Raw genomic sequence first — 22,005 nt, forward strand, 5'->3', positions numbered from 1 at the left:
GAAAAAGGAAGTTCGCCAATGCCTGAAGTCTCCTCTACCTACCCTGGCGCAACGGCCGCCCAAGCGGACGGAATCGATCCTGCCCGTGCGGCCTGGATCAGCGCACGGATTGATCGCCTGCCGGCCGTGGCCAGTGTCTGGAAATTAGTGGCACTGCTTTCAATAGGCGGTTTTTTTGAGCTTTACGACCTGTTCCAGACTGCCTATATAAGCCCGGGCCTGATTCGTGACGGTATTTTCGCGACGGGCGCACAAGGGGTGTTCGGTTTTTCTGATCAGGCTGCATTTGCCTCGGCCACTTTTCTTGGCCTGTTCCTTGGCGCCAGTATGCTCAGCCCTCTGGCCGACCGCTTCGGACGGCGCGCAATTTTCACCTTCGCCCTGATCTGGTACACCCTGGCCACGGTGTTGATGGGCATTCAAAGTTCGGCTGCAGGCATCATCTTCATGCGTTTCCTGGTGGGCATTGGTCTGGGTATCGAGCTGGTCACGATTGACGCCTACCTGTCAGAACTGGTGCCCAAGCGCATGCGCAGTTCGGCCTTCGCCTTTGCGTTTTTTATTCAGTTCTTGTCAGTGCCAGCCGTTGCATTGATGTCCTGGTGGCTGGTGCCACAGGCGCCGTTTGGCGTCTCGGGCTGGCGCTGGGTGGTGCTGGCCAGCGCCGTGTTTGCCCTGTTTATCTGGTGGTTACGCTCAAGCCTGCCTGAGTCTCCGCGCTGGCTGGCGCAAAAGGGTCGCTTTGAAGAGGCCAACAGGATCCTTGATGATCTGGAAGCCCGCTGCCTGAGTGACCACAAAAAACCATTGGCTACGCCCGAACCTGAACCCGTGAACCTTGAAGGTGAAGGCCGCTTTGCCGATATCTGGAAACCGCCGTATCGCCGACGCGCCATCATGCTGATCGTGTTTCACGTCTTTCAGGCCATCGGCTTCTTTGGCTTCGGCAACTGGTTGCCCGCGCTGATTTCAGGACAGGGGGTCAGCGTCACCCACAGCCTGATGTACGCCTTCATCATTACCCTGGCCTACCCTCTTGGGCCGCTGCTGTTCATGCGCTTTGCCAACCGCTTTGAAAACAAGTGGCAGATTGTTGGCTCAGCGCTTGGAGCAATGATTTTCGGTACCTTGTTCGCGTTTCAGACCAGCGCGCTGGGCCTGGTGTTCTGCGGTGTGATGATCACCTTCTGCAACGCCTGGCTGAGCTTCAGCTATCACTCTTATCAAAGCGAACTGTTCCCGACCAATATCCGGGCGCGTGCGGTCGGCTTCTGCTATTCATTCAGCCGGCTGTCCACTGTGTTCAGCAGTTTGCTGGTGGGTATTTTCCTGGAGCACTTCGGCACACCGGGGGTATTGGCGTTTATCGTCAGCAGCATGCTAATCGTGATGATCACCATCGGCGGGTTTGGTCCGCGTACCCGTAACCTGGCACTGGAGAGCATTGCCCATCGGTAACAACGGTGAGCCGGGGTGCCGGCTCACACAATCGGTCGGGGGGGGGTTGGCCTTTAATGCAGTTGCAGCGTCGAGTTGAACTGGCTGATGGCATCCACCACATGCTTGGAGCCCTGCTGGATTTCCAGAATCGCCTCCCCGGCCTCATTCGCCAGCGAAACCCCGAGCCCGGTCCGGCTCAGGCTCGACTGCATGCTGCTCACCGCGCTCAGCGACAAATCATGGTTCTTGCGCACCACCTCGACAATTTCCACAGTTGCCGCGCTGGTACGTGCCGCCAGGCTTCTGACCTCATCCGCCACCACAGCAAAACCCCGCCCATGTTCACCGGCCCTGGCCGCCTCAATCGCAGCATTGAGCGCCAGTAAATTGGTTTGATCCGCAATACCACGAATGGTCTGCACGATTTTGCCAATGATGTCGGACTGCTTGTTCACCGCATCGATGCTTTGCGCGGCTTCATTGAGATCTTTGGAGATGGCTTCGATGATTTGTACAGTCTGCTGAACCACCTGAGAACCCTTCTGCGCACAGGCGTCGTTCTGTACCGAAGTGCTGTGGGCCGACTCGGCGGCGGTTTGCAGGTTAGTCACTTGGGCGGTGATGTTGCTGGCGAATTTGACGACCTTATACAGTCGGCCCTTGGCATCAAAAATCGGGTTGTAGGACGCTTCCAGGAAAACTGTATGGCCGTATTTATCGACCCGTTCAAAGCGTCTGGAATGGTATTCGCCGCGATTCAGGGAAGCCCAGAAAGCTTTATAGGCGCCAGACTCGCTCTCACTGCTGCGACAGAACATGCTGTGGTGCTGCCCGACAATTTCAGACAGTGAATAATGCATGGTGTCGAGAAAGTTCTGATTGGCGTTGATCACACGGCCATCGGGCGAGAACTCGATCATCGCCATGGCGCGGCTCAATGCATTCACAATGCTTTGATTTTCCCGCTCTTTGTTGATCCGCTCGGTAATCTCGGTTGCCACCTTGAGGACCCGGGTCACCTCATTGTTCGGGCCGGTGATCGGCATGTAGCTGGCCTCAAGCCAGATCTCGCGCCCGGCTTTATCAAGCCGCAAGAAAGTGCCGCTCATGGGCACCCCACTGGCCAGGTCCTTCCAGAACTGTGCGTATTGTTCAGTGCGCAGATAGTCCGGTTCACAAAAAAGACGGTGATGTTTACCGCAGATCTCATCGACCGAGTAACCCGTCACGCGACAGAAATTTTCGTTGGCATCCACAATGACGCCATCGGCAGTGAACTCAATGATTGCCATTGAGCGGCTGACGGCCATCAGCTTGGCCTTGCTCTCATCCAGAGAACAGGTGAGGCGCTGATTCTCAAGCAGGTCGGCTTTGTGATGAAAGTTGAACATGGCTCAATTCCTGAAGATGCTTTCTATTGATAATTCAAACGCTTCACGACACAAGAAAACGTGCCTGCTGCCTTTAACATAGAGATGTGCGCACTTCGGGGATGTAAGTTTTATATGTTCAACCCCCAAGAATTGAAGCATAGCCAGCCAGATACAGCGTGCAAGCAAATCGCCATCAGTGTGCGACGAAGTGCTCAATTGCGCAGAATAATCCAAATCGACGTTGCGCCAATCAAAAAACCAAGGAGCCCGGAATACGGGCTCCTGTAAATCACTCAGTGACCAAACAATCCGACTTCGGATTTTTTGGTTTTCTTGTCCGCGCGTTTTTCATCGGCTGTTTTGGCCGGTTTCTTTTTCGCGGCCTTCTTTGAATCCATACCTTTAGCCATGTTAAGCGCTCAACTGTTCAGGGGGTGTGGCACAGGTATAACACCTATCGGGAACCCACTCGGATTTAAAACCCTTTATTCAAAAAACAATGATAAACAAAGCGTTTTAATTGCAAATAAGCGGCAATACCCAAGGTTTATAAAGTTCAAGCACTTATTTGTTTATACTGCCGCTCCCTTTTCAAGCCTGTGGACTTATGACTGCCATTGCTTATTCTTCGCTCGACGCGCCGTTGTGGCCCTTGCTGAACAAGTTTTACCGCTCTCACCAATCGTCGATGAAAGCGAGCAAGGAAGCTCAATTGTGGGTTGCCCGCCAGGACCAGATAGTCGCCGGTTTGTGTCTGCGACCAATGGCCAACGGTTACTGGTTGACCGGCCTGTTTGTCGATCCGGCAGTACGCGGGCAAGGCATAGCCACCACGCTGGTCAACGCGGCAATATCGCAGTGCGAAGGCACGGTCTGGTTGTTTTGCGACCCTGAACTGCAAGGTCTCTATGAAAAGATGGGGTTCAGTCTGGAGGTTGACTTGCCCCATGCCCTGTATGAGCGGCTGGTGCGCTATCAACGCAACAAGGCGATGATAGCGATGGGCCGTTAAGCCCGGCGCTCCCCTCCCTGCAGGGGCGAGCTGTTTGAAGAGCATTCAAAGAGCTCGCCCCTGCAAAGCAAGGCAGTTATTCCCGGGTGCCCGGCTCCAGGTCCGGGAACAACACCTCGATAAAACCGAACTTGCTGAAATCCTTGATCCGCGACGGGTACAGGCGACCGATCAGGTGGTCGCATTCATGCTGCACTACTCGTGCATGAAAACCTTCCGCCACACGTACGATCGGTTCACCTTTAGGCGTGAAACCTTCGTAACGGATCTTCTGAAAACGCTCGACTGCCCCGCGCAAACCAGGCACCGACAGGCAGCCTTCCCAGTCTTCTTCAAGCGCCGGACCGAGCGGAGTGATCAACGGATTGATCAGGATGGTTTGTGGTACGGCTTCAGCATCAGGGTAACGTTCGCTGTGCTCGAACCCGAAGATCACCATCTGCAGGTCAACCCCGATTTGCGGGGCCGCCAGCCCCACACCGCCCGCGTGCTCCATGGTCTGCAACATATCGTCCAGCAACTGCCAGAGTTCCGGGGTATCGAACATTTCAGCCGGCACCGGCTGGGCAACGCGCAATAAACGCTCATCGCCCATTTTCAGAATTTCACGAATCATAGTCAGGCTTCATCTGGAGTGGATGGAATGGAATGGTCACGCCCCAGCCCGGAGACGTGTTGCTTGGGATCAGGGTCGTCGGAGCCATCGAAGGTTTTTTCGCCCGGATCCTTGCCCTCTGCCGACATGTGCTCGATCACGGCGTTCATTTCAGCCCCCAGCAGCAGCACCGCGGCAGAAATGTAGAAGTACAGCAACAGCACGATGATCGCACCGATGCTGCCATACATGGCGTTGTAGTCAGCAAAGGTTTTGACATAAAAGGCAAAGCCCAGCGAAGCCACGATCCATACAACCACCGCCAGCACCGAACCCGGGGTGATAAACCGGAATTTTTGCTCCACATCCGGCATGACGTAGTAAATCACTGCCACCGCCACCATCAGCAATAGCACAATCACAGGCCAGCGCAGGATGGTCCACAGTGTCACCACGAACTCTTCGAGCCCGACCTGTCCTGCCAGCCAGCTCATCACCTGCGGCCCGAGCACCATCAGCGCGGCGGCTGCCAGAAGCATTCCGGCAATGCCGATGGTGTAAAAAATCGACAGCGGGAATCGCTTCCAGACTGGCCGCCCCTCGACCACATCGTAGGCGGCATTCATGGCGCTCATCATCAGCCGCACACCGGCCGAAGCGGTCCACAGTGCAATTACGATACCCACCGACAGCAATCCGCCCTTGGACTGCTGCAACTGATCGATGACCGGGTTGACCTGCTCCAGAGCCTGCGGCGGCAGTACCAGTTCAGACTGCAGGCGCAACCAGGAGAAAAAGTCCGGCAGATGCAAGAAGCCGATCAGGGCAATCAAAAACAGAATGAAAGGGAATAACGAAAACAGCATTTGATAGGCCAGTGCCGAGGCGTAAGTCGACATTTCATCGTCGATAAACTCTTTCACCGTGCGAATCAGTACTTTGCCCAACGGCAGGCCATTCAAGACCGGGAATAACATAGCGTCTCCTTTCGCCGCTTAAAAAGTAGGTTGTGCAAGCCAGCCATAAGCTCTGGGTTGGGGTTTTACCTCAAATGTAGTCAAGTTGGCGACTATGGAAACACTTATACAAAAACGGCCATCACATGGATGACCGTTCATGTTCGCCACAGGTACCCGACGCACCTGCGGCAATCCTGGGTTATCAGGCTTTATCGACGGTTTTCTTGACCGCATCTTTCACCTTGCCTACCGCTTGCTGGCCTTCGCCTTTCAGCTCCTGGGCCTTGCCTTCGGCACGCAGCTTGTCATTGTCGGTCGCTTTCCCCACCGCTTGTTTGACATTACCTACTGCTTCGTTCGCTTTGCCTTTGATCTTATCGCCAGTGCTGCTCATGGGATTTCTCCTGATGAAATTTCGGATGTCATTACATCGACAGAATCATTGACCCGATCGTCACCGCAGGAGTTTCATTTATTTTCTGGCCATCATTTCGTCGTTCCGCGCAGGTTGAGCTTTATGTTTGCCGCCTAACCCCCGAGAATGCGCAACGGATTCAGGCTATGGCGCTGAAGATCAGCAATTGTAGGAAGGTTATGAAACTCGATAAAAAGCTGGCCATTGCCCGCAGAAACCAGGAACTTGGCGGCGCTGTGCTTGGCGTCAACAACTGCCATTTCGCCACATTGAACACCAACAAGAACATCTGGTGGTTCGATATTCCCCTGGCGCGTCTGGCCGTCGGTCAGTACGAATGGGTGCATCTGTTGCTGCATACCCCAAGTACCGATGAACTGCTGCACCTGAAGGTCACCACTGCGTTCCTGCGCGAGAAACGCGAAGGCATGGTGGTACGAGCGACGCACAAGCGTACGCCGACCATGAGTCTTGAGCTGAGCGCGGACAAAGACTCCTTCCTGCAGGACGTGCGTCCGACAGGCACAGGCGTCAACTTTTCGCAGTTTCTGCAAAAATAAACAGCGCAAACCCTGCAGGGGCAAGTTCGCTCCTGCACAGTGGTGAACGCGAGCTGAAACAAAAAAGCCCCGCAATGCGGGGCTTTGTTGTTTAAGGGCAGATTACTTTTTAAGACCCAGTTTCTTCATCTCTTCGTCACGCAACTCACGGCGCAGGATCTTGCCTACGTTGGTGGTCGGCAAACTGTCACGGAACTCGACAACTTTCGGCGCTTTATAAGCGGTCAGGTTCGCGCGCATATGCGCCATGACCTGCTCTTTGCTCAGGGTCATGCCCGGCTTGACCACAATAAAAACCTTGATCAGCTCGCCGGTTTTTTCATCAGGAATACCGATCGCCGCCGACTGCAACACTTCCGGCAATGAGGCCATCACATCTTCCAGCTCGTTCGGGTAAACGTTAAAGCCAGAGACCAGGATCATGTCTTTTTTGCGATCGACAATGCGCATATAGCCATCAGGTTGAATCAGCGCGATGTCACCGGACTTCAACCAGCCTTCGCTGTCCATGATCTCGGCAGTTGCATCAGGACGCTCCCAATAACCTTTCATCACCTGCGGGCCCTTGATGCACAGCTCGCCGATTTCACCCAACGGCAGCTCTTCACCCGCATCATTGATCACTTTGCACAGGGTCGAAGGCATCGGAATGCCGATAGTGCCGATCTGAATGTGCTGGATCGGATTGACCGAGGCCACCGGGCTGGTCTCGGTCATGCCGTAGCCTTCGCAAATGGCACAGCCGGTTACCGTCTTCCAGCGCTCGGCCACGGACAGTTGCAGGGCCATGCCCCCCGACAGGGTCACTTTCAGGGACGAGAAGTCCAGCTTGCGGAACCCGTCGTTGTTGCACAGCGCTATAAACAGGGTGTTAAGCCCTACGAAGCCGGAGAACTTCCACTTCGACAGCTCTTTAACCATCGCCGGCAGGTCACGCGGGTTGCTGATCAATATGTTGTGATTGCCCAGCAGCATCATTGCCATGCAATGAAAGGTGAACGCGTAGATATGATAAAGCGGCAATGGCGTGATCAGGATTTCGCAACCTTCGTTGAGGTTGGAACCCATCAGCGCCTTGCACTGCAGCATGTTGGCGATCAGGTTACGATGGGTCAGCATCGCCCCCTTGGCCACACCGGTGGTGCCGCCCGTGTATTGCAGAACCGCGACGTCATTGGCAAGCGGGCTGGCTTCGTTTACTGGCTGGCCATGCCCCTTGCTCAACACATCGTTGAACTTGATGGCCTTGGGCAAGTGATACGCCGGGACCATTTTTTTCACGTACTTGATGACACTGTTGATCAATACGCGCTTGAAGGGCGACAGCAGGTCAGCCACTTCAGTAACGATCACATGCTTGATCGAAGTCTGGGGCACGACCTTTTCGGCCAGATGCGCCATGTTCGCCAGGCATACCAGCGCCTTGGCGCCGGAGTCATTGAATTGGTGTTCCATTTCCCGCGCGGTATACAGCGGGTTGGTATTAACCACGATCAAGCCGGCGCGGATGGCTCCGAACACAGCGATCGGGTATTGCAGCAAGTTGGGCAACTGCACAGCAATGCGATCGCCGGGTTGCAGGTCGGTGTGCTGCTGCAGGTAGGCGGCAAATGCACCTGACTGTTGGTAAAGCTCACCATAGGTGATGGTTTTACCGAGGTTGCTAAATGCGGGTTTATCCGCAAAACGTTGGCAAGATTGGCGCAGTACCGTCTGAATATTCGGGTATTCATCCGGGTTGATTTCAGCAGCAATCCCAGCTGGGTACTTATCCTTCCAAAAGTCTTCAATCATGGAAGCCCACTCCTCAGCGTCGCGAATTCTTCACCGCATTGATGCGGTTATTATTTGTGTGATTTTTGTAATGGATAAATCTGGCTTTTCACTTACCGAGAAGTCACAAAGCGCGCCGAGAGTAGCAGCTTTGCCAGAGGCCGCCTAGAGCCAAAGATGGCCCGCAGAGTCACAAACCTGACTGTAGGACAATCCAAAGTCATCATTAGTACAATAGCTCTATTGATAGTAAAACCGCTCTAATTCAGGCATTACGGCGCCCCCTCAGAGATCCAGATCAAACCCTGTCTATTGTTATAGACGAATAAAAACGCCCGCCTGCTCAAAGCAAACGGGCGTTTTTCACCAGGCTGATGGAATCAGGCGTTATCACGCAACTCGCGACGCAGGATTTTCCCCACGGGAGTCATGGGCAAGGAGTCACGCAGCACTATCTGCTTGGGTACCTTGTAAGCGGTGAAGTTGTCCTTGCAGTACGCCTTGAGCTCTTCAACGCTGACCCCGCCTTCGCGCGCGACTACAAAGAGTTTGACGGCCTCCCCGGTGCGCTCGTCAGGCACGCCGATTACCGCGCAATTCACCACTTTGGGGTGGGCCATCACGATATCTTCGATTTCATTGGGGTACACGTTGAAACCCGAAACGATGATCAGGTCCTTTTTGCGATCGACAATCCGGACAAAACCATCGGGATCAATCACCGCAATATCACCCGTCTTGAACCAGCCCTCGGCGTCCAGCACTTCGGCCGTTGCCTGCGGGTTTTGCCAGTACCCCTTCATGACTTGCGGGCCTTTGACGCATAGCTCGCCGCGCTCCCCCAAACCCAGGTCGCTGCCATCATCGCTGACTACTTTCATCGCCGTGCCCGGAACCGGCATGCCCACGGTGCCCAGCCGGGCCAGAGAACCACAGGGGTTGGCACTGGCCACCGGCGACGTTTCAGTCAGGCCGTAGCCCTCAACGATGCGGCATCCGGTGATTTTTTCCCAACGCTCGGCCGTGGCCTTGACCAGCGCAGTACCGCCCGAGTTGGTGACCTTCAGCCCCGAGAAGTCCAGGCTCTTGAAGTCCGGATGGTCCATCAGCGCGACAAACAGGGTGTTAAGCCCCAGAAAAGCGGTGAACCGCCAGTTCTTCAGCTCCTTGATGAAACCTTTGATATCACGCGGATTGGTGATCAGGATGTTGTGGTTACCCGTGACCATCATGCCCATGCAATTAGCGGTAAATGCATAGATATGGTACAGCGGCAACGGCGCCACCATGACCTCCCGACCGTCCCTGAGAATCGGTTGCCCACTCTCGTCATGCTGGGACAGACAAGCACGCACCTGCTGCATATTGGCCACCAGATTGCCGTGACTGAGCATTGCGCCCTTGGGCAGTCCGGTGGTGCCACCGGTGTATTGCAGGACTGCCGTGTCATCCAGCGTCACCGGCACCGGCCGAATCGGCTGGCCTGCGCCCCGGTGCAATACGCTTTTAAAGGCAATGGCCTGGGGCAACTGGTAGGCCGGCACCAGTTTTTTGACCTTGTCGACCACCAGGTTGGTAATCCAGCCTTTGGCAGCGGGCATCATGTCGCCCATTCTGGCTTCGATCAGGTACTCGATCTCGGTATCTGCCAGCACTTCCTGCACGCGCTTGCCGAACATGTTCAAGTACACCAGCGCCCGAATCCCGGCACTTTTGAACTGATGGCGCATTTCGCGAGAGGTGTACAGCGGGTTGGTGTTGACCACGATCAGACCGGCGCGCAACGCACCAAATACCGCGATCGGATATTGCAGCACGTTGGGCATCTGTACAGCGATGCGGTCGCCGGGCTTTAGGTCGGTATGATTTTGAAGATAACCGGCAAACGCTGCGCTGTGGCGCTCCAGTTCGGCATAAGTGATGGTCACACCCAGGTTGCTGAACGCCGGACGATCGGCGAATTTCTTGCACGAGCGTTCAAACACATCAACGACCGATGTGAAGGCCGTCATATCTATATCCAGCGGTACACCGGCAGGACGTTTGTCATTCCAGAAATCAGGTTGCATTATTTTTGTCCTCGGACCTGAATGTGCCTGGCCGCTTCCCTTGGGCGTTGAAAAGCGGAGCTAACTGACGTTAACAGTTATCAAGTTGTAGGCAAATACACCGATATTCGCCATTTACATCTTGAATCTTATTACCGCGGCATCGCCAGTTAAGTGGTTTGCCTGTGAATGCGCTATACACTGCTCCTACTCCGTGTAAAGGAATGGCCATGATTCATCAGACTTTCTGGCTGGACGCGAATGACCGTAGCGGCCTTTTGGTTAATCAGTGGCTGCCTGGCGCTACGCCCAAAGCCATTGTGTTGCTGGTCCACGGCATGGCGGAACACACTGCTCGCTATGCCCGACTGGGCAAGGCGCTAAATGAAGCCGGTTTTGGCCTGTATGCCCACGACCAGCGCGGACACGGTAAAACGGCCGAACGCGGAACACCGGGCTACTTTGCTGACCATGATGGCTGGTGCGCGGTGGTCAGTGATGTCGCCAGCCTCCATCAGCACATCGGCCAGGCCCACCCGGGGCTCCCGATCTTCCTGCTTGGCCACAGCATGGGCAGCTACATCGCCCAGGCGTACTTGCTCCACCACAGCAACAGTCTGCAGGGGGCAATTCTGAGCGCCTCCAATTTCCAGCCTGTCGCGCTTTACCGGGCTGCCAGCCTGATAGCCCGACTGGAACGCTGGCGCCAGGGCCCGAAAGGACGCAGCGCGCTGATCGAGTGGTTGTCCTTTGGCTCGTTCAATAAAGCATTCAAGCCCAATCGCACCCGCTATGACTGGCTCAGTCGCGATCCGGCCGAAGTCGATGCCTACGCCAACGACCCCTTGTGCGGGTTTCGTTGCACCAATCAACTCTGGATTGATCTGCTGGGCGGCTTGCAGCAAATCAGCAAAGCGTCCAACCTCGTGCAAATTGATTCAGCCCTGCCTTTGCTGGTGATGGGTGGCGCCTGTGACCCGGTCAGTGAAGGCAAGCGCCTGGAATCCCTGGCCGGGGCTTTACGCAAAGCCGGCAGTCAGGACTTGCAACTCAAAATCTACCCCCAGGCACGGCATGAGCTCTTCAACGAAATCAACCGTGACGAAGTGACTGCAGATGTTGTCGAATGGCTTGACCAGGCCCTGCTTCGCTCCCGCCCGCCCCACAGCGAATAGCTCGACCATTCTAAAAAATACTTTAAAATCAAAAACTTGAAATTAAACACTCGTCACAGGACATGCGCTAGATGACTCAGGTTACCAACACCCCGTACGAAGCCCTTGAAGTCGGCCAGACTGCCAGTTACAGCAAAACCGTCGAAGAGCGCGACATTCAGCTTTTTGCGGCCATGTCCGGTGACCACAACCCGGTGCACCTGGATCCGGAATTTGCCGCCGCAACCATGTTCAAGGAACGCATTGCCCACGGCATGTTCAGTGGCGCGCTGATCAGTGCAGCCGTGGCCTGTGAGTTGCCTGGCCCGGGCACTATCTATGTCGGCCAGCAAATGACCTTTCAGAAGCCGGTGAAAATTGGCGACACCCTGACCGTGCGTCTGGAAATTCTCGAGAAACTGCCCAAGTTCCGCGTGCGTATAGCGACCCGTGTGTTCAATCAACGCGATGAAATCGTGGTCGATGGCGAAGCCGAAATCATTGCCCCGCGCAAACAACAAACCGTAACCCTGACCCCGTTGCCGGCTATCAGCATTAGCTGATTTGCACGACGTGCAAATGCCCGCAACGCAAAAACCCGGCCTGGATGACAGGCCGGGTTTTTGCTGTATGCGAGTCAGCCCTCAGCTACCAAGGGCTACGCAGGCGTTTACGTTTAAGAGCGGGCACGAGCTTGGTTGCGCAGAGCCTTGACCTGGTCGTGATTGCGTTGTACGCCATGGTACTGACGCTCTACCAGATCACGAATGTGCAGCAGTTGGTGCTTCTCGATTTTTTCCAGCGCTTCCTTATAAGCCTTCAGCGCATGGTCTTCGCCGCGCTCGGCTTCATTGAGCACTGCCTCTTCATCCTTGCCGGTAAACATCGATTTCACATCGACCCAGCGACGATGCAAATCACCCGCCACGCTTGTACTGGTCTCCGGGTCGCCACCCAACTGGCGTACCGCGGCCTGCAACTCGGCAGCCGCAGCCGCACAATCTGCAGAGCGTTTTGCAAACAGGGCCTTGAGCTCAGGATGCTTGATATCTTCGGCACAGGTCTTGAATCCTTCCTGACCGTCTTTACTGGTTTCGATCAGATCGTTCAGGACAGAGATGGCTTCTTTATTGAGGTCAGTCATTATTCAATTCCTTACAAGGTTGAGGATCGTGCATTAGTATTTGCAGACCCCGTGCCAGTTGCTGAATTTGAATAAATCCTTATATATCAACAAGTTATAGAAATCATAACTATCTGTATCCGGTTTTTTTGCATGATCTGTCAATTGGCCTGCATGCAAAATGCCTGTATTTATCATTCGTTGCATCACGTATCTGAAGGCTGCTGCATGAACCCCGAAAAACTCGAACTGCTGGTGACCCGCGAAATGCCATTCGGCAAATACAAAGGGCGGATCATTGCCGACCTGCCGGGCCAGTATTTGAACTGGTTTGCCCGAGAAGGCTTTCCACACGGCGAATTGGGCGGTCTTCTGGCCCTGATGCAGGAAATCGATCACAACGGTCTGTCAGACCTGCTCGACCCGTTGCGCGCCAAACACGGAAAACCCAAACCCCGCCACTGATAGAGTTGCCCCATGCCAAGGATTGAAGAGAACGCCCGCAACGAAGATTATTGGCACAGCATCGCCGAGCGCTACGACGTAGCAGCCGGTCCGGTCAATCTGGAAAACGGCTACTTCGGGCGCATGACCCGAGGAGTTGCCCAGGACTACCAGCGCAATATCGACTTTATCAACCGCAAGAACTCGGTGCATGTGCGCCCGCAATTCGATGGTCCGCAGAATATCGAGATCCATCATCAACTGGCAGGCTTGCTCGGCGTTGAAGACGCCAGCATCGCCCTCACCCGCTGCGCTTCGGATGCCCTGCAATCGCTGATTCGCAACTACAACGCCTTGCAGCCCGGCGATCAGTTGCTGATCAGCGACCTGGAGTACCCCAGCGTCGAGTCAGCCATGCGCTGGGTGGCCCGGCAGCGCGGGCTTGAGATCATCGAAATAATCCATGAGCACCCCGCCAGCCATGACAGCCTGGTCGCCAGCTATCGTGAGGTATTGGCACGTCATCCGCGAATCAAGCTGATGGCGCTGACCCACGTGACACACCTCACCGGACTGGTCATGCCGGTGCAGGCGATAGTCGATGCGGCCAACGCCCACGGCGTGGACGTGGTGCTGGACGGTGCCCATGCGCTTGGCCAGATCGAGTTCGACCTGCAGGCCCTGGGCGTGGCCTTTGCCGGTTACAACCTGCATAAATGGATCGGCGGACCACTGACCCTGGGGGTCATGTATATCGACCCGCGGCGTCTGGCAGACATTAGCCCGGACATGGGCAGTCAACGTTACCCGGAACCTGATATTCGTAACCGGGCCCCCTATGGCACGGTCAATATTCCGGCATGGCTGACCCTGCCAAAGGTGCTGCAAGAGCACAAAGACCTGGGTGGCGCCCGGGCCAAAGGCGAACGCCTGAACTATCTGCGCGAGCTATGGGTGAGTGAAGCGCGAAAAATGCCGGGCATCGAAGTGCTCACGCCTGATGACCCGCGTCTGCAATGCGCCATTTCTGCCCTGCGATTCACCCACCTGCAGGATCAAACACCGATGGCAGATCGTCTGCTCAAGGATTACAACCTGTTCACCGTGGTGCGCGGCGGTTCAGCCTGCGGTAGCTGTATTCGCATCACCGTGGGCCTCACCACCTCGCTGGATGACATCAACAGGTTGATCAGGGCACTGCGCGAGCTTTCCCGGGGCTAACTGCAGGAGCGAGCTTGCTCGCGATCTTTGAAAGATCGCCAGGCAAGCTCGCTCCTGCAGGTGACTCATCGTTGGGAATTGCGGACAAAAAAAAGGTGCGCCGACCAAGCGCACCAAAAACCGTAGAACACACAACAAATTCGTTACACAGGTGGTCAATCCAGCAAAGCCAGGGCCTCGGCGGTGCATTCCTGGATTCGGGCCCAGTCGCCGTTCTTGATCCACTCGCTGTCGAGCATCCAGCTACCGCCCACACACATCACATTTTTCAATGCCATGTAGTTGCGAATGTTCGCCGGGCTAACACCGCCGGTCGGGCAGAATTTCACTTCACCGAAGGGGCCGCCCAGCGCCTTGATCGCCGCCACACCGCCGCTGACTTCAGCCGGGAACAGCTTGAATCGACGGTAACCCAGACCGTAGCCTTCCATAATTCCGGACGCATTGCTGATACCCGGCAGCAGCGGGATATCGCTGGCCACGCTGGCTTCCAGCAGGTCACGGGTAATGCCCGGGGTGACAATAAATTGCGAACCGGCCTCTTCGGCAGCCGCCAGCATGTGCCGGTCCAGCACGGTGCCCGCCCCCGTTACCAGCTCGGGCCGTTGCTCGCGCAGAACACGAATGGCCTTGAGCCCGAACTGTGAACGCAAGGTCACTTCAAGTGCCGTCAGGCCGCCCGCAGCCAGCGCATCGGCCAGCGGCAGAATGTCTTGCTCACGAGCGATGGTGATCACCGGCAGAATTCGCGCCGAGGCACACAGTTCATCGATCAGGGCGACTTTATCGGCCATCGATACGTTCGCAGTTTTTATTGTCATGGCAGCTGATCCTTGGCTCATGGGCACCAGTAAATCTCTAACGTAGGTTGCAGAAAGGCACGAATCGGCAAGGCGGCAATGTCAGTGCCCGCCAGCGCTTCGTTGAGGGTATTCAATTTGGCCTGCCCTTGAATCGACAGCACCGTGTTCCTGGCGCTCGCCAGCAGGCTGCGGCTCATGCTCAAGCGTTGATGAGGCACGGTCGGTGCCAGCATCGGCCAGCAACGACGCTCGCCATCCGCTTTCAAGGCTTCAAGCAGATTCGGGCTGTCGGGGAACAGCGAGGCGGTGTGCCCGTCGTCGCCCATGCCCAGAATCAGGACATCAATCGGCGGTAGCTCGGCCAATGCGCGGTCAGCTTGCTCTGCCGCAGCGTCAAGATTGGCCGCCACGTTATACAAGCCGACAAAGCGCGCCTTGGCTGCCGGCCCTTGCAGCAGGTTCTTTTTGAGCAGGCCGGCGTTGCTGTCGGCGTGCTCCACCGGGACCCAGCGCTCATCGGCAAGACTGACCACCACTTTCGACCAGTCCACCGGTTGCTTGATCAGGCTCTGAAAGAACGCCACCGGGCTACGCCCACCGGATACCACCAGGGTGGCAACGCCTTGCGCGCCAATGGCTGCATTCAATTGCCCGGCCACTTTTTTTGCCAGTTCCTCGGCCAGAATCGCCGGGTTCTTGAAGGTGTGCGCGTTGACCCCTTCAGGCAGTTTCAAATCAGATATCGCCATACCAAGACCTCCCGTCCCGCGTAATCAATGCTATGGAACTCATCGGTCCCCAGGAGCCCGCCGCGTACGGCTTGGGCGCATCACCAGACTTTTTCCAGCCGGCGATCAACTGGTCACACCACTTCCATGCCGCTTCAATTTCGTCTTTGCGCACAAACAGGTTCTGGTTGCCGCGCATCACTTCGAGTAACAGACGCTCGTAGGCATCCGGAATCCGCGCACTGCGGTACGTGTCGGAAAAATTCAATTGCAACGGGCCGCTACGCAGTTGCATGCCCTTGTCCAGGCCCTGCTCTTTGGTCATCACCCGCAAGGAGATACCTTCGTCCGGCTGCAGGCGAATAATCAGCTTGTTGCCGATTTGCAGACGCTGCTCCGGGGCGAAGATGTAGTGCGAGGGTTCCTTGAAGTGGATCACGATCTGCGACAGTTTTTGCGGCATGCGTTTGCCGGTGCGCAGATAAAACGGCACCCCCGCCCAACGCCAGTTACGAATGTCGGCACGCAGGGCAACGAAGGTTTCGGTGTCGCTCTGGGTATTGGAGTTTTCTTCCTCCAGATAGCCCGGGACCGACTGCCCTTCGCTGTAACCGGCGATGTATTGGCCACGTACCACCTGGGTGGTCAGACCTTCGGCGCTGATCGGGGCCAGCGCCTTGAGAACCTTTACTTTTTCATCGCGAATGCTGTCTGCCGACAGGTCCGCAGGCGGATCCATGGCAATCAGGCACAACAGCTGCAACAGATGATTCTGGATCATGTCCCGCAGTTGGCCGGCCTTGTCGAAATAGCCCCAGCGGCCCTCGATGCCGACTTTCTCGGCCACGGTGATTTCAACGTGGGAGATGTAGCGCTGGTTCCACTGGGTTTCGAACAGGCTGTTGGCAAAACGCAGGGCGATCAGGTTTTGTACGGTTTCTTTACCCAGGTAGTGGTCGATGCGGTAAATACGCGTCTCGGGGAAGAACTGCGCGACGGCATCGTTGACCTTACGCGATGAGTCCAGGTCCGAACCAATGGGTTTTTCCAGCACCACACGGGTATTTTCAGCCAGACCGACCCGGGACAGGTTCTCGCAGATGGCCCCATACACCGCCGCCGGCGTCGCGAAATACGCGATCAGGCGCTGGGCCGTTCCGGCTTGTTCAGCCAGAGGCAAATAATCTTCTGTCTTGAGAAAGTCCACATGCAGGTAACTCAAGCGAGCCAGGAAGCGGGTTAGCGCTTCTTCTTCGATTTCCTTGGCTCCAACGTACTGACGCAACTGGCTGTCGATGTGTGCCAGATGCGTAAGGGCGTCACCCGGCTCGCGAGCCAGCGCAAAAATGCGCGTATCGGCATGCAGCAGGCCGGCACGATCCAGTTGATATAAAGCAGGAAACAGCTTGCGCAAGGCCAGATCGCCAAGGGCGCCGAACAAGGCAAAGGTGCACGGTTCAACCGTAATCGAAGGCATGATGTTTGTTCTTTTATCAAGTTAAGCTACAAATACCTTTTTTCAAGGTATCACTCAAGGAAAAATGTAGTAATAAACACAACATTTTCTCAAAATACAGATTCCTGCTAGTGGTCGTAACAGGCCACCAGTAGGATAGGCCACCTTCCAGAGCTGCTTTAGAACCCGGCTCTTTGCATCGCTGAACCAAGGAACATAAATGGACCGCGTGCGAAATTTACTCGAACAGATCAAAAGCCGCCTCGAAGACCTGAACAAGGCCGAGCGCAAAGTGGCAGAAATCATCCTGCAGAATCCGCAACAGGCGACCCGGTTCAGCATTGCGGCGCTCGCCCAGGCGGCTTCCGTCAGTGAACCTACGGTTAACCGGTTTTGCCGTTCGTTCGGGGTTAGCGGTTATCCGGAGCTAAAGCTGCAACTGGCGCAAAGTCTGGCCAGCGGCGCCGCCTATGTCAGCCGCGCAGTTGAGGCCGACGACAATCCCGAAGCTTACACCCAGAAGATTTTCGGCAGTGCAATTGCATCGCTCGACAGCGCCTGCCAGGCACTGGACCCCAACCTTATCAGCCGCGCCGTCGACTTGCTGATCCAGGCCCGCCAGATTCACTTCTTTGGCCTGGGTGCCTCGGCGCCGGTGGCGCTGGATGCACAGCACAAGTTCTTTCGTTTCAACCTGGCCGTCACTGCCCATGCCGACGTGCTGATGCAGCGCATGATTGCGTCAGTGGCGCACACCGGCGAGCTGTTCGTGATTATTTCCTACACCGGACGGACGCGGGAGCTGGTAGAGGTAGCACGCATTGCGCGGGCAAACGGGGCCTCGGTACTGGGACTGACCGCAGAGAATTCGCCACTGGCCAAGGCCAGTACCTTGAGCCTGAACATTCCGCTGCCTGAAGACACCGACATTTACATGCCGATGACCTCGCGCATCATCCAGCTCACCGTACTGGACGTATTGGCCACCGGCATGACCCTGCGCCGCGGCGTGGATTTCCAGCCACACCTGCGAAAAATCAAGGAAAGCCTGAACGCCAGCCGCTATCCGGTGGGTGACGAGTTCAACTGACCACCTGCAGGAGCGAGCTTCAAGGCAACCGCAGCTCGCTCCTACAGAGGTGCGGCACTCACCAAACCGGCCCGGGCCTGCAGACTCAGATGCGCTTGCTCGCCAGGGGCCAGGGTCTGATTGTGGGTACCGCCGCTGGTGGACTCGACACACACAAACCCCATCACTTCGTTCCAGCTCACACCCAGTAACGGCCGCTTGCCCGGATGCCACACCACCGTGTTGCCACTGGCGCCGGTGTCGATGCTCAGCGCCCGCCGCCAGGCGTGGTCATTGAGCTGCATTTCGCCGTCATGCCGGAACACCCGCTGACAACCGCCCGCAACCCGTAACTCGCCCTGCTGCTGGCAAACTTCGCGGTTGAGCTGGTCGTAGCCCTGTACCCCGTCAAGACCGGACAGCGCTATCTGCGCCACATCACCAATCCGCCAGTAAGCGCGCAAAGCCTGACTCAGCTGGCAAGGCTCATCGTCCTGGTGTTCGGTGCTCAGGCGCAGCTCCATGTCTTCGCCCAGTCGCGCATGCAGATCCACCTGCCAGTCGCACAGCTGTAACCGCCAGTGCAGGCTCACGCCCTCTTCGTCTGCATGACTGTCCAGCAACTTCCAGTCGATCAAACGCGCCCAGCCATGGGACGGCCACGCATTTTCGCTTGGATGACGGCCATACCACGGCCAGAAAATAGGCACGCCACCACGGATCGCTCCAACTTGCGGCCATTTGGCAGCACACCACAACCAGGGCTTCTGGCCGGCGGGTTTGAAATGCAGAAGTTGCGCACCCTGACGGCTGAACACGGCCTGACAATGGGGGTGGTCAATCACCAGGATGTCACGCTGCTGAAAGCGCTCCCACTGGAAGACCGGCTGTTCGCGTCTGGATTTGAAAAAACGGTGAAGCGGATGCTCATGCATGTGCCGCAGTCCTGAAAATCATGTCGCCCAAACCTTAGTAGAACCTGTGGGAGCTGGCCTGCCTGCAAGGAGGTGCCAGATCCAGAAAAGATATCGACGGGTAAACCGCTATCGCGGTCTCACTAAAGCCCGAAAGCTCCTGCACAAAAAAACGGATAGCCATGGCTATCCGTCAAATGCGCATAAGGACAGGAGCTTATCGCAACAACGTTAGAACACCGACTGAATTTTCAGGCCGGCCACCAACGCGTTATCAACCTGGTCAACACCGCCCGGGTGGGTGATGTATTGCAGGTTAGGACGCACAGTCAGCCAGTTGGTCACGTGGATGCCGTAGTTGAGTTCGTAGTTGTATTCGGTGGAGCGCAGCGGTGAGTACAGCGGGTTGTCATAGTCGGTGACACCAATGGCCTCGTTGGCCAGCTCGGCGTTTTTCTTAACATCACTGTTGACGTGGATACGGGCAAAACCGATACCGATGTCATCTTTTGGACGGGCATCGAACGGACCTTTGTACACAAACATCAGCGACTGATAGTTGTCGACAATGTTGGTGGCCTTGTCGTGGAAAGTTGCGTTGGCTGCAACATTCAGACCACGGGAGGCATCACCGTTGTGGCTGGTGAGTTGCTGCTGGGCCACAAACCAGTAACCGTGCTTGCTGTTGCGCACACGGTAGCTTTGACCGGTGGTCGCAGCATCTGCGCCGTTGATGTCTTCGCGCAGGTCATCCGCAGGTGCCGTGCTCTTGTAGTAGCCCACACGGTATTCGCCCGGCAGGTTGTTGACCTTGGGCGACCAGACCAGTTCGACCGGTAGCACTGTACCCTTGGTCCCGCTGCCGCTGAGTTTGAAACCGTTACCGTGCTCAAGTTGTGACGGGTTCTGGTTGTACGCACCGATCTGCGCATAGAACTCGGGGGTGATGTTGTATTTCACCCGCAGTGCAGCCTGGCTGACCGGCCAGTTGTACCAGATGTTGGTGGCCCAGTTACCCACCTGGGAACCGCAGAACGCCAGGTTCTGGAATTCGCACGGGAAGGTATTGAAGTCTTCGCCTTCACCGAAGTAACCGGCCTTGACGTCCAGTTTGCCGTCCAGGAATTGATGCTGGATATACAACTGGGTCAGACGAACCATGTGGCCGCGGCCGTAGACTTCCTGGGAGGAGCTCAGGGTTCCGGCACGCGGGTCGCCGATACGGTCATTGGAGATGCTCTGACCATTACGGTTAGTGAGCTGGATCTTGGCCTGGGTGTTATCCCAGCCCCACAGTTTTTGCAGGTCCAGCGCCACGCCCAGCCCGAACTGGTCGCTGTAGCGCGCGGTCTTGTCGTGGTTATAGCCGCCATGCAGGTTGGCGCCTACTTCGCCGACGTAATCGGCCTTGATGTCGATACCCTGCTCGATCAGCTTGGTCCGCTCACCGCCCCAATCACCGGTCATCCATTTTGAATCTGCACTGAAAGCGTCGTCGGCCATCGCATTGGCAGAAAGCACCAGCGCGGCGACGGCTGACAGCTGGCAGATCAACCGGGTATTTGCGTGTTGCTTTTTCATCCCTAAATCCTCGTCTTTTATTGTTATTAACTGTTTTTATCCAACTCGGTCCACTTTTAAATTCCCGACCGTTCCAATGCCCGCAACGGCACTACCCCTGTGTAACTGTGGGGGCGGGTCGCTTGCAGCTCAGACGGCCCCGGCTCCTCCATGAACACCCCCACACTTTGAAACTCAGCGCCCCTTGATTCGGGTGACGTTGTCGGCACGATCCTGTACCGGCAACGAAGCAGCAGTGCCCAGGCGCTCACCGGTTTTGGCATCGAACAGCAACACCTTGGCCGGGTCGAATTGCAGGGTCAGGGTTTCACCCACTTGCGGCGCCACATCAGGCGCCAGGCGACAGCAGACCTTGGCCTCATTGAGCTGAACAAAGACCAGAGTGTCCGGACCTGTGGGCTCGGTCACCTGGACTTCGGCGCGAATGGTTGGCATGCCGGCAGCATCGGCCGAGGCCAGCACGATTTGCTCCGGGCGCAGCCCCAGAATCACCTCGCGGTCTTCCAGACCGGCGTCATCCATGCTCATCGGCAACTCACAACGCGCCTGGCCACTGTCCAGCAGCGCCAGCAGGCGGCCGTCCTTGCGCTGCAGGCGCAACGGAATGAAGTTCATCGGTGGCGAACCGATAAAGCTGGCAACAAACAGGTTGGCCGGATCGTTGTAGATCTGCTTGGGAGTACCGAACTGCTGAATGATGCCGTCCTTCATGACCGCCACCTTGTCGCCCAGGGTCATGGCCTCGATCTGATCGTGGGTGACGTAGACGGTGGTGGTTTTCAGACGCTGGTGCATCAGTTTCATTTCGGTGCGCATCTCCACCCGCAACTTGGCATCGAGGTTGGACAATGGCTCGTCGAACAGATAGATCTTCGGCCGCCGGGCCAGGGCCCGGCCCATTGCCACACGCTGTTGCTGACCGCCGGACAATTGCCCCGGCTTGCGGTTGAGCAAATGCTCGATCTGCAACAACTTGGCAACCCGGGCCACTTCTTCGTCGATGTCAGCCCGGGGCATCTTGCGGATCTTGAGACCGAACTCGATGTTCTCGCGCACACTCATGGTCGGGTACAGTGCATAGGACTGGAACACCATGGCGATGTCGCGATCCTTGGGACTCAAGCCGCTGACGTCCTGATCATCAATCATGATCGCGCCGCCCGTGATGTTCTCCAGGCCGGCGATGCAGTTCATCAGCGTCGACTTGCCACACCCGGAAGGCCCCACCAGGATCAGGAACTCTCCTTCCTTGATCGACAGTTCGATGTTCTTCAGGGTGTCCGGCAAGCCGGCACCGTAGGTCTTGTTTACATTACGAAGTTCAAGCGTTGCCATGA

The 22,005-nt window shown here is 56.4% G+C and carries 21 protein-coding genes and 1 pseudogene; 8 read left to right on the top strand and 14 right to left on the bottom strand.

What is annotated here, in order from left to right; all coding sequences use genetic code 11:
* Positions 1 to 18: 18 nt before the first annotated feature.
* A complete protein-coding gene (locus tag B195_RS17140) occupies positions 19 to 1,458 on the top strand; it encodes an MFS transporter (protein ID WP_003440773.1) in 1,440 nt (479 codons plus the stop codon).
* Positions 1,459 to 1,511: 53 nt separating this feature from the next.
* On the opposite strand, the gene B195_RS23255 is transcribed toward B195_RS17140, so the two are convergent.
* Positions 1,512 to 2,051, bottom strand: a complete 540-nt coding sequence (locus B195_RS23255; RefSeq protein ID WP_238143970.1) for a methyl-accepting chemotaxis protein — start codon at positions 2,049 to 2,051, stop codon at positions 1,512 to 1,514.
* 9 nt (positions 2,052 to 2,060) lie between these two features.
* Positions 2,061 to 2,831: pseudogene (locus B195_RS23260) on the bottom strand (PAS domain-containing protein); the annotation flags it as partial.
* Between the two features lie 589 nt (positions 2,832 to 3,420).
* On the opposite strand from B195_RS23260, the gene B195_RS17150 reads away from it, so the two are divergent.
* Entirely contained in the window at positions 3,421 to 3,825 is a 405-nt protein-coding gene (locus B195_RS17150; RefSeq protein WP_003440755.1) for a GNAT family N-acetyltransferase, read from the top strand.
* A gap of 76 nt (positions 3,826 to 3,901) precedes the next feature.
* Here the strand turns inward: B195_RS17150 and def are convergent, their stop codons facing one another.
* The 3 genes from def to B195_RS17165 form a co-directional block, all read right to left on the bottom strand.
* Positions 3,902 to 4,441 carry a peptide deformylase gene (gene def, locus B195_RS17155; protein ID WP_003440752.1) on the bottom strand — a complete coding sequence of 180 codons (540 nt, stop codon included), beginning with the start codon at positions 4,439 to 4,441 and terminating at the stop codon, positions 3,902 to 3,904.
* 2 nt (positions 4,442 to 4,443) lie between these two features.
* On the bottom strand, positions 4,444 to 5,397 hold the full coding sequence (locus B195_RS17160) for a YihY/virulence factor BrkB family protein (protein WP_003440749.1): 954 nt from the start codon (positions 5,395 to 5,397) through the stop codon (positions 4,444 to 4,446).
* 184 nt (positions 5,398 to 5,581) lie between these two features.
* Positions 5,582 to 5,773, bottom strand: coding sequence for a CsbD family protein (locus B195_RS17165; RefSeq protein WP_003440746.1), 192 nt, complete (start codon positions 5,771 to 5,773; stop codon positions 5,582 to 5,584).
* A 200-nt stretch (positions 5,774 to 5,973) separates the two neighbouring features.
* Between B195_RS17165 and B195_RS17170 the strand changes: the two genes are divergently transcribed.
* A complete protein-coding gene (locus B195_RS17170; protein ID WP_003440740.1) occupies positions 5,974 to 6,354 on the top strand; it encodes a hypothetical protein in 381 nt (126 codons plus the stop codon).
* Between the two features lie 102 nt (positions 6,355 to 6,456).
* Here B195_RS17170 and fadD1 read toward each other — a convergent pair whose 3' ends face one another.
* Both fadD1 and fadD2 read right to left on the bottom strand, forming a co-directional pair.
* On the bottom strand, positions 6,457 to 8,148 hold the full coding sequence (fadD1, locus tag B195_RS17175) for a long-chain-fatty-acid--CoA ligase FadD1 (protein ID WP_003440738.1): 1,692 nt from the start codon (positions 8,146 to 8,148) through the stop codon (positions 6,457 to 6,459).
* Between the two features lie 359 nt (positions 8,149 to 8,507).
* Positions 8,508 to 10,196 carry a long-chain-fatty-acid--CoA ligase FadD2 gene (gene fadD2, locus B195_RS17180; protein ID WP_003440736.1) on the bottom strand — a complete coding sequence of 563 codons (1,689 nt, stop codon included), beginning with the start codon at positions 10,194 to 10,196 and terminating at the stop codon, positions 8,508 to 8,510.
* A 209-nt stretch (positions 10,197 to 10,405) separates the two neighbouring features.
* Between fadD2 and B195_RS17185 the strand changes: the two genes are divergently transcribed.
* Together B195_RS17185 and B195_RS17190 are read left to right on the top strand one after the other, a co-directional pair.
* Positions 10,406 to 11,350, top strand: coding sequence for an alpha/beta hydrolase (locus B195_RS17185; RefSeq protein WP_003440734.1), 945 nt, complete (start codon positions 10,406 to 10,408; stop codon positions 11,348 to 11,350).
* A gap of 71 nt (positions 11,351 to 11,421) precedes the next feature.
* Positions 11,422 to 11,892, top strand: a complete 471-nt coding sequence (locus B195_RS17190) for a MaoC family dehydratase (RefSeq protein ID WP_003440732.1) — start codon at positions 11,422 to 11,424, stop codon at positions 11,890 to 11,892.
* A gap of 113 nt (positions 11,893 to 12,005) precedes the next feature.
* On the opposite strand, the gene B195_RS17195 is transcribed toward B195_RS17190, so the two are convergent.
* Positions 12,006 to 12,473 carry a PA2169 family four-helix-bundle protein gene (locus B195_RS17195; protein WP_003440729.1) on the bottom strand — a complete coding sequence of 156 codons (468 nt, stop codon included), beginning with the start codon at positions 12,471 to 12,473 and terminating at the stop codon, positions 12,006 to 12,008.
* A 207-nt stretch (positions 12,474 to 12,680) separates the two neighbouring features.
* Between B195_RS17195 and B195_RS17200 the strand changes: the two genes are divergently transcribed.
* Positions 12,681 to 12,917 carry a DUF3820 family protein gene (locus tag B195_RS17200; RefSeq protein ID WP_019693207.1) on the top strand — a complete coding sequence of 79 codons (237 nt, stop codon included), beginning with the start codon at positions 12,681 to 12,683 and terminating at the stop codon, positions 12,915 to 12,917.
* 12 nt (positions 12,918 to 12,929) lie between these two features.
* The gene (locus B195_RS17205) at positions 12,930 to 14,117 is read left to right on the top strand and encodes an aminotransferase class V-fold PLP-dependent enzyme (protein WP_003440723.1); all 1,188 of its coding nucleotides are present in this window, start codon (positions 12,930 to 12,932) and stop codon (positions 14,115 to 14,117) included.
* A gap of 155 nt (positions 14,118 to 14,272) precedes the next feature.
* On the opposite strand, the gene B195_RS17210 is transcribed toward B195_RS17205, so the two are convergent.
* The 3 genes from B195_RS17210 to zwf are packed head-to-tail and all read right to left on the bottom strand — an operon-like array spanning position 14,273 to position 17,125.
* Positions 14,273 to 14,959 carry a bifunctional 4-hydroxy-2-oxoglutarate aldolase/2-dehydro-3-deoxy-phosphogluconate aldolase gene (locus B195_RS17210; RefSeq protein WP_177412956.1) on the bottom strand — a complete coding sequence of 229 codons (687 nt, stop codon included), beginning with the start codon at positions 14,957 to 14,959 and terminating at the stop codon, positions 14,273 to 14,275.
* The gene (gene pgl, locus B195_RS17215; protein WP_003440717.1) at positions 14,956 to 15,669 is read right to left on the bottom strand and encodes a 6-phosphogluconolactonase; all 714 of its coding nucleotides are present in this window, start codon (positions 15,667 to 15,669) and stop codon (positions 14,956 to 14,958) included. Before pgl ends, B195_RS17210 begins: the two co-directional genes overlap by 4 nt.
* Positions 15,656 to 17,125: a glucose-6-phosphate dehydrogenase gene (zwf, locus tag B195_RS17220; RefSeq protein ID WP_003440716.1), complete on the bottom strand. Its 1,470-nt coding sequence runs from the start codon at positions 17,123 to 17,125 to the stop codon at positions 15,656 to 15,658. The genes pgl and zwf overlap by 14 nt, the downstream gene beginning before the upstream one ends.
* 208 nt (positions 17,126 to 17,333) lie before the next feature.
* Between zwf and B195_RS17225 the strand changes: the two genes are divergently transcribed.
* Positions 17,334 to 18,194 (top strand): MurR/RpiR family transcriptional regulator, encoded by an 861-nt coding sequence (locus B195_RS17225; protein ID WP_177412960.1) that lies wholly within the window; start codon positions 17,334 to 17,336, stop codon positions 18,192 to 18,194.
* Positions 18,195 to 18,235: 41 nt separating this feature from the next.
* On the opposite strand, the gene B195_RS17230 is transcribed toward B195_RS17225, so the two are convergent.
* The 3 genes from B195_RS17230 to B195_RS17240 form a co-directional block, all read right to left on the bottom strand.
* On the bottom strand, positions 18,236 to 19,108 hold the full coding sequence (locus B195_RS17230; RefSeq protein WP_003440712.1) for a D-hexose-6-phosphate mutarotase: 873 nt from the start codon (positions 19,106 to 19,108) through the stop codon (positions 18,236 to 18,238).
* A gap of 210 nt (positions 19,109 to 19,318) precedes the next feature.
* Entirely contained in the window at positions 19,319 to 20,668 is a 1,350-nt protein-coding gene (locus B195_RS17235; RefSeq protein ID WP_003440710.1) for a carbohydrate porin, read from the bottom strand.
* A 174-nt stretch (positions 20,669 to 20,842) separates the two neighbouring features.
* A complete protein-coding gene (locus B195_RS17240) occupies positions 20,843 to 22,003 on the bottom strand; it encodes an ABC transporter ATP-binding protein (RefSeq protein ID WP_003440708.1) in 1,161 nt (386 codons plus the stop codon).
* Positions 22,004 to 22,005 lie beyond the last annotated feature (2 nt).

It is taken from the genome of Pseudomonas sp. Lz4W (genome assembly GCF_000346225.2).
In the GTDB taxonomy this organism is placed as follows: domain Bacteria; phylum Pseudomonadota; class Gammaproteobacteria; order Pseudomonadales; family Pseudomonadaceae; genus Aquipseudomonas; species Aquipseudomonas paraversuta.

Bases quoted from the DNA above. Each gene is read 5' to 3' on its own strand.
- B195_RS17140 (WP_003440773.1), top strand. From the start codon at position 19: ATGCCTGAAGTCTCCTCTACCTACCCTGGCGCAACGGCCGCCCAAGCG.
- B195_RS17150 (WP_003440755.1), top strand. From the start codon at position 3,421: ATGACTGCCATTGCTTATTCTTCGCTCGACGCGCCGTTGTGGCCCTTG.
- def (WP_003440752.1), bottom strand. From the start codon at position 4,441: ATGATTCGTGAAATTCTGAAAATGGGCGATGAGCGTTTATTGCGCGTT.
- B195_RS17160 (WP_003440749.1), bottom strand. From the start codon at position 5,397: ATGTTATTCCCGGTCTTGAATGGCCTGCCGTTGGGCAAAGTACTGATT.
- B195_RS17165 (WP_003440746.1), bottom strand. From the start codon at position 5,773: ATGAGCAGCACTGGCGATAAGATCAAAGGCAAAGCGAACGAAGCAGTA.
- B195_RS17170 (WP_003440740.1), top strand. From the start codon at position 5,974: ATGAAACTCGATAAAAAGCTGGCCATTGCCCGCAGAAACCAGGAACTT.
- fadD1 (WP_003440738.1), bottom strand. From the start codon at position 8,148: ATGATTGAAGACTTTTGGAAGGATAAGTACCCAGCTGGGATTGCTGCT.
- fadD2 (WP_003440736.1), bottom strand. From the start codon at position 10,196: ATGCAACCTGATTTCTGGAATGACAAACGTCCTGCCGGTGTACCGCTG.
- B195_RS17185 (WP_003440734.1), top strand. From the start codon at position 10,406: ATGATTCATCAGACTTTCTGGCTGGACGCGAATGACCGTAGCGGCCTT.
- B195_RS17190 (WP_003440732.1), top strand. From the start codon at position 11,422: ATGACTCAGGTTACCAACACCCCGTACGAAGCCCTTGAAGTCGGCCAG.
- B195_RS17195 (WP_003440729.1), bottom strand. From the start codon at position 12,473: ATGACTGACCTCAATAAAGAAGCCATCTCTGTCCTGAACGATCTGATC.
- B195_RS17200 (WP_019693207.1), top strand. From the start codon at position 12,681: ATGAACCCCGAAAAACTCGAACTGCTGGTGACCCGCGAAATGCCATTC.
- B195_RS17205 (WP_003440723.1), top strand. From the start codon at position 12,930: ATGCCAAGGATTGAAGAGAACGCCCGCAACGAAGATTATTGGCACAGC.
- B195_RS17210 (WP_177412956.1), bottom strand. From the start codon at position 14,959: ATGAGCCAAGGATCAGCTGCCATGACAATAAAAACTGCGAACGTATCG.
- pgl (WP_003440717.1), bottom strand. From the start codon at position 15,669: ATGGCGATATCTGATTTGAAACTGCCTGAAGGGGTCAACGCGCACACC.
- zwf (WP_003440716.1), bottom strand. From the start codon at position 17,125: ATGCCTTCGATTACGGTTGAACCGTGCACCTTTGCCTTGTTCGGCGCC.
- B195_RS17230 (WP_003440712.1), bottom strand. From the start codon at position 19,108: ATGCATGAGCATCCGCTTCACCGTTTTTTCAAATCCAGACGCGAACAG.
- B195_RS17235 (WP_003440710.1), bottom strand. From the start codon at position 20,668: ATGAAAAAGCAACACGCAAATACCCGGTTGATCTGCCAGCTGTCAGCC.
- B195_RS17240 (WP_003440708.1), bottom strand. From the start codon at position 22,003: ATGGCAACGCTTGAACTTCGTAATGTAAACAAGACCTACGGTGCCGGC.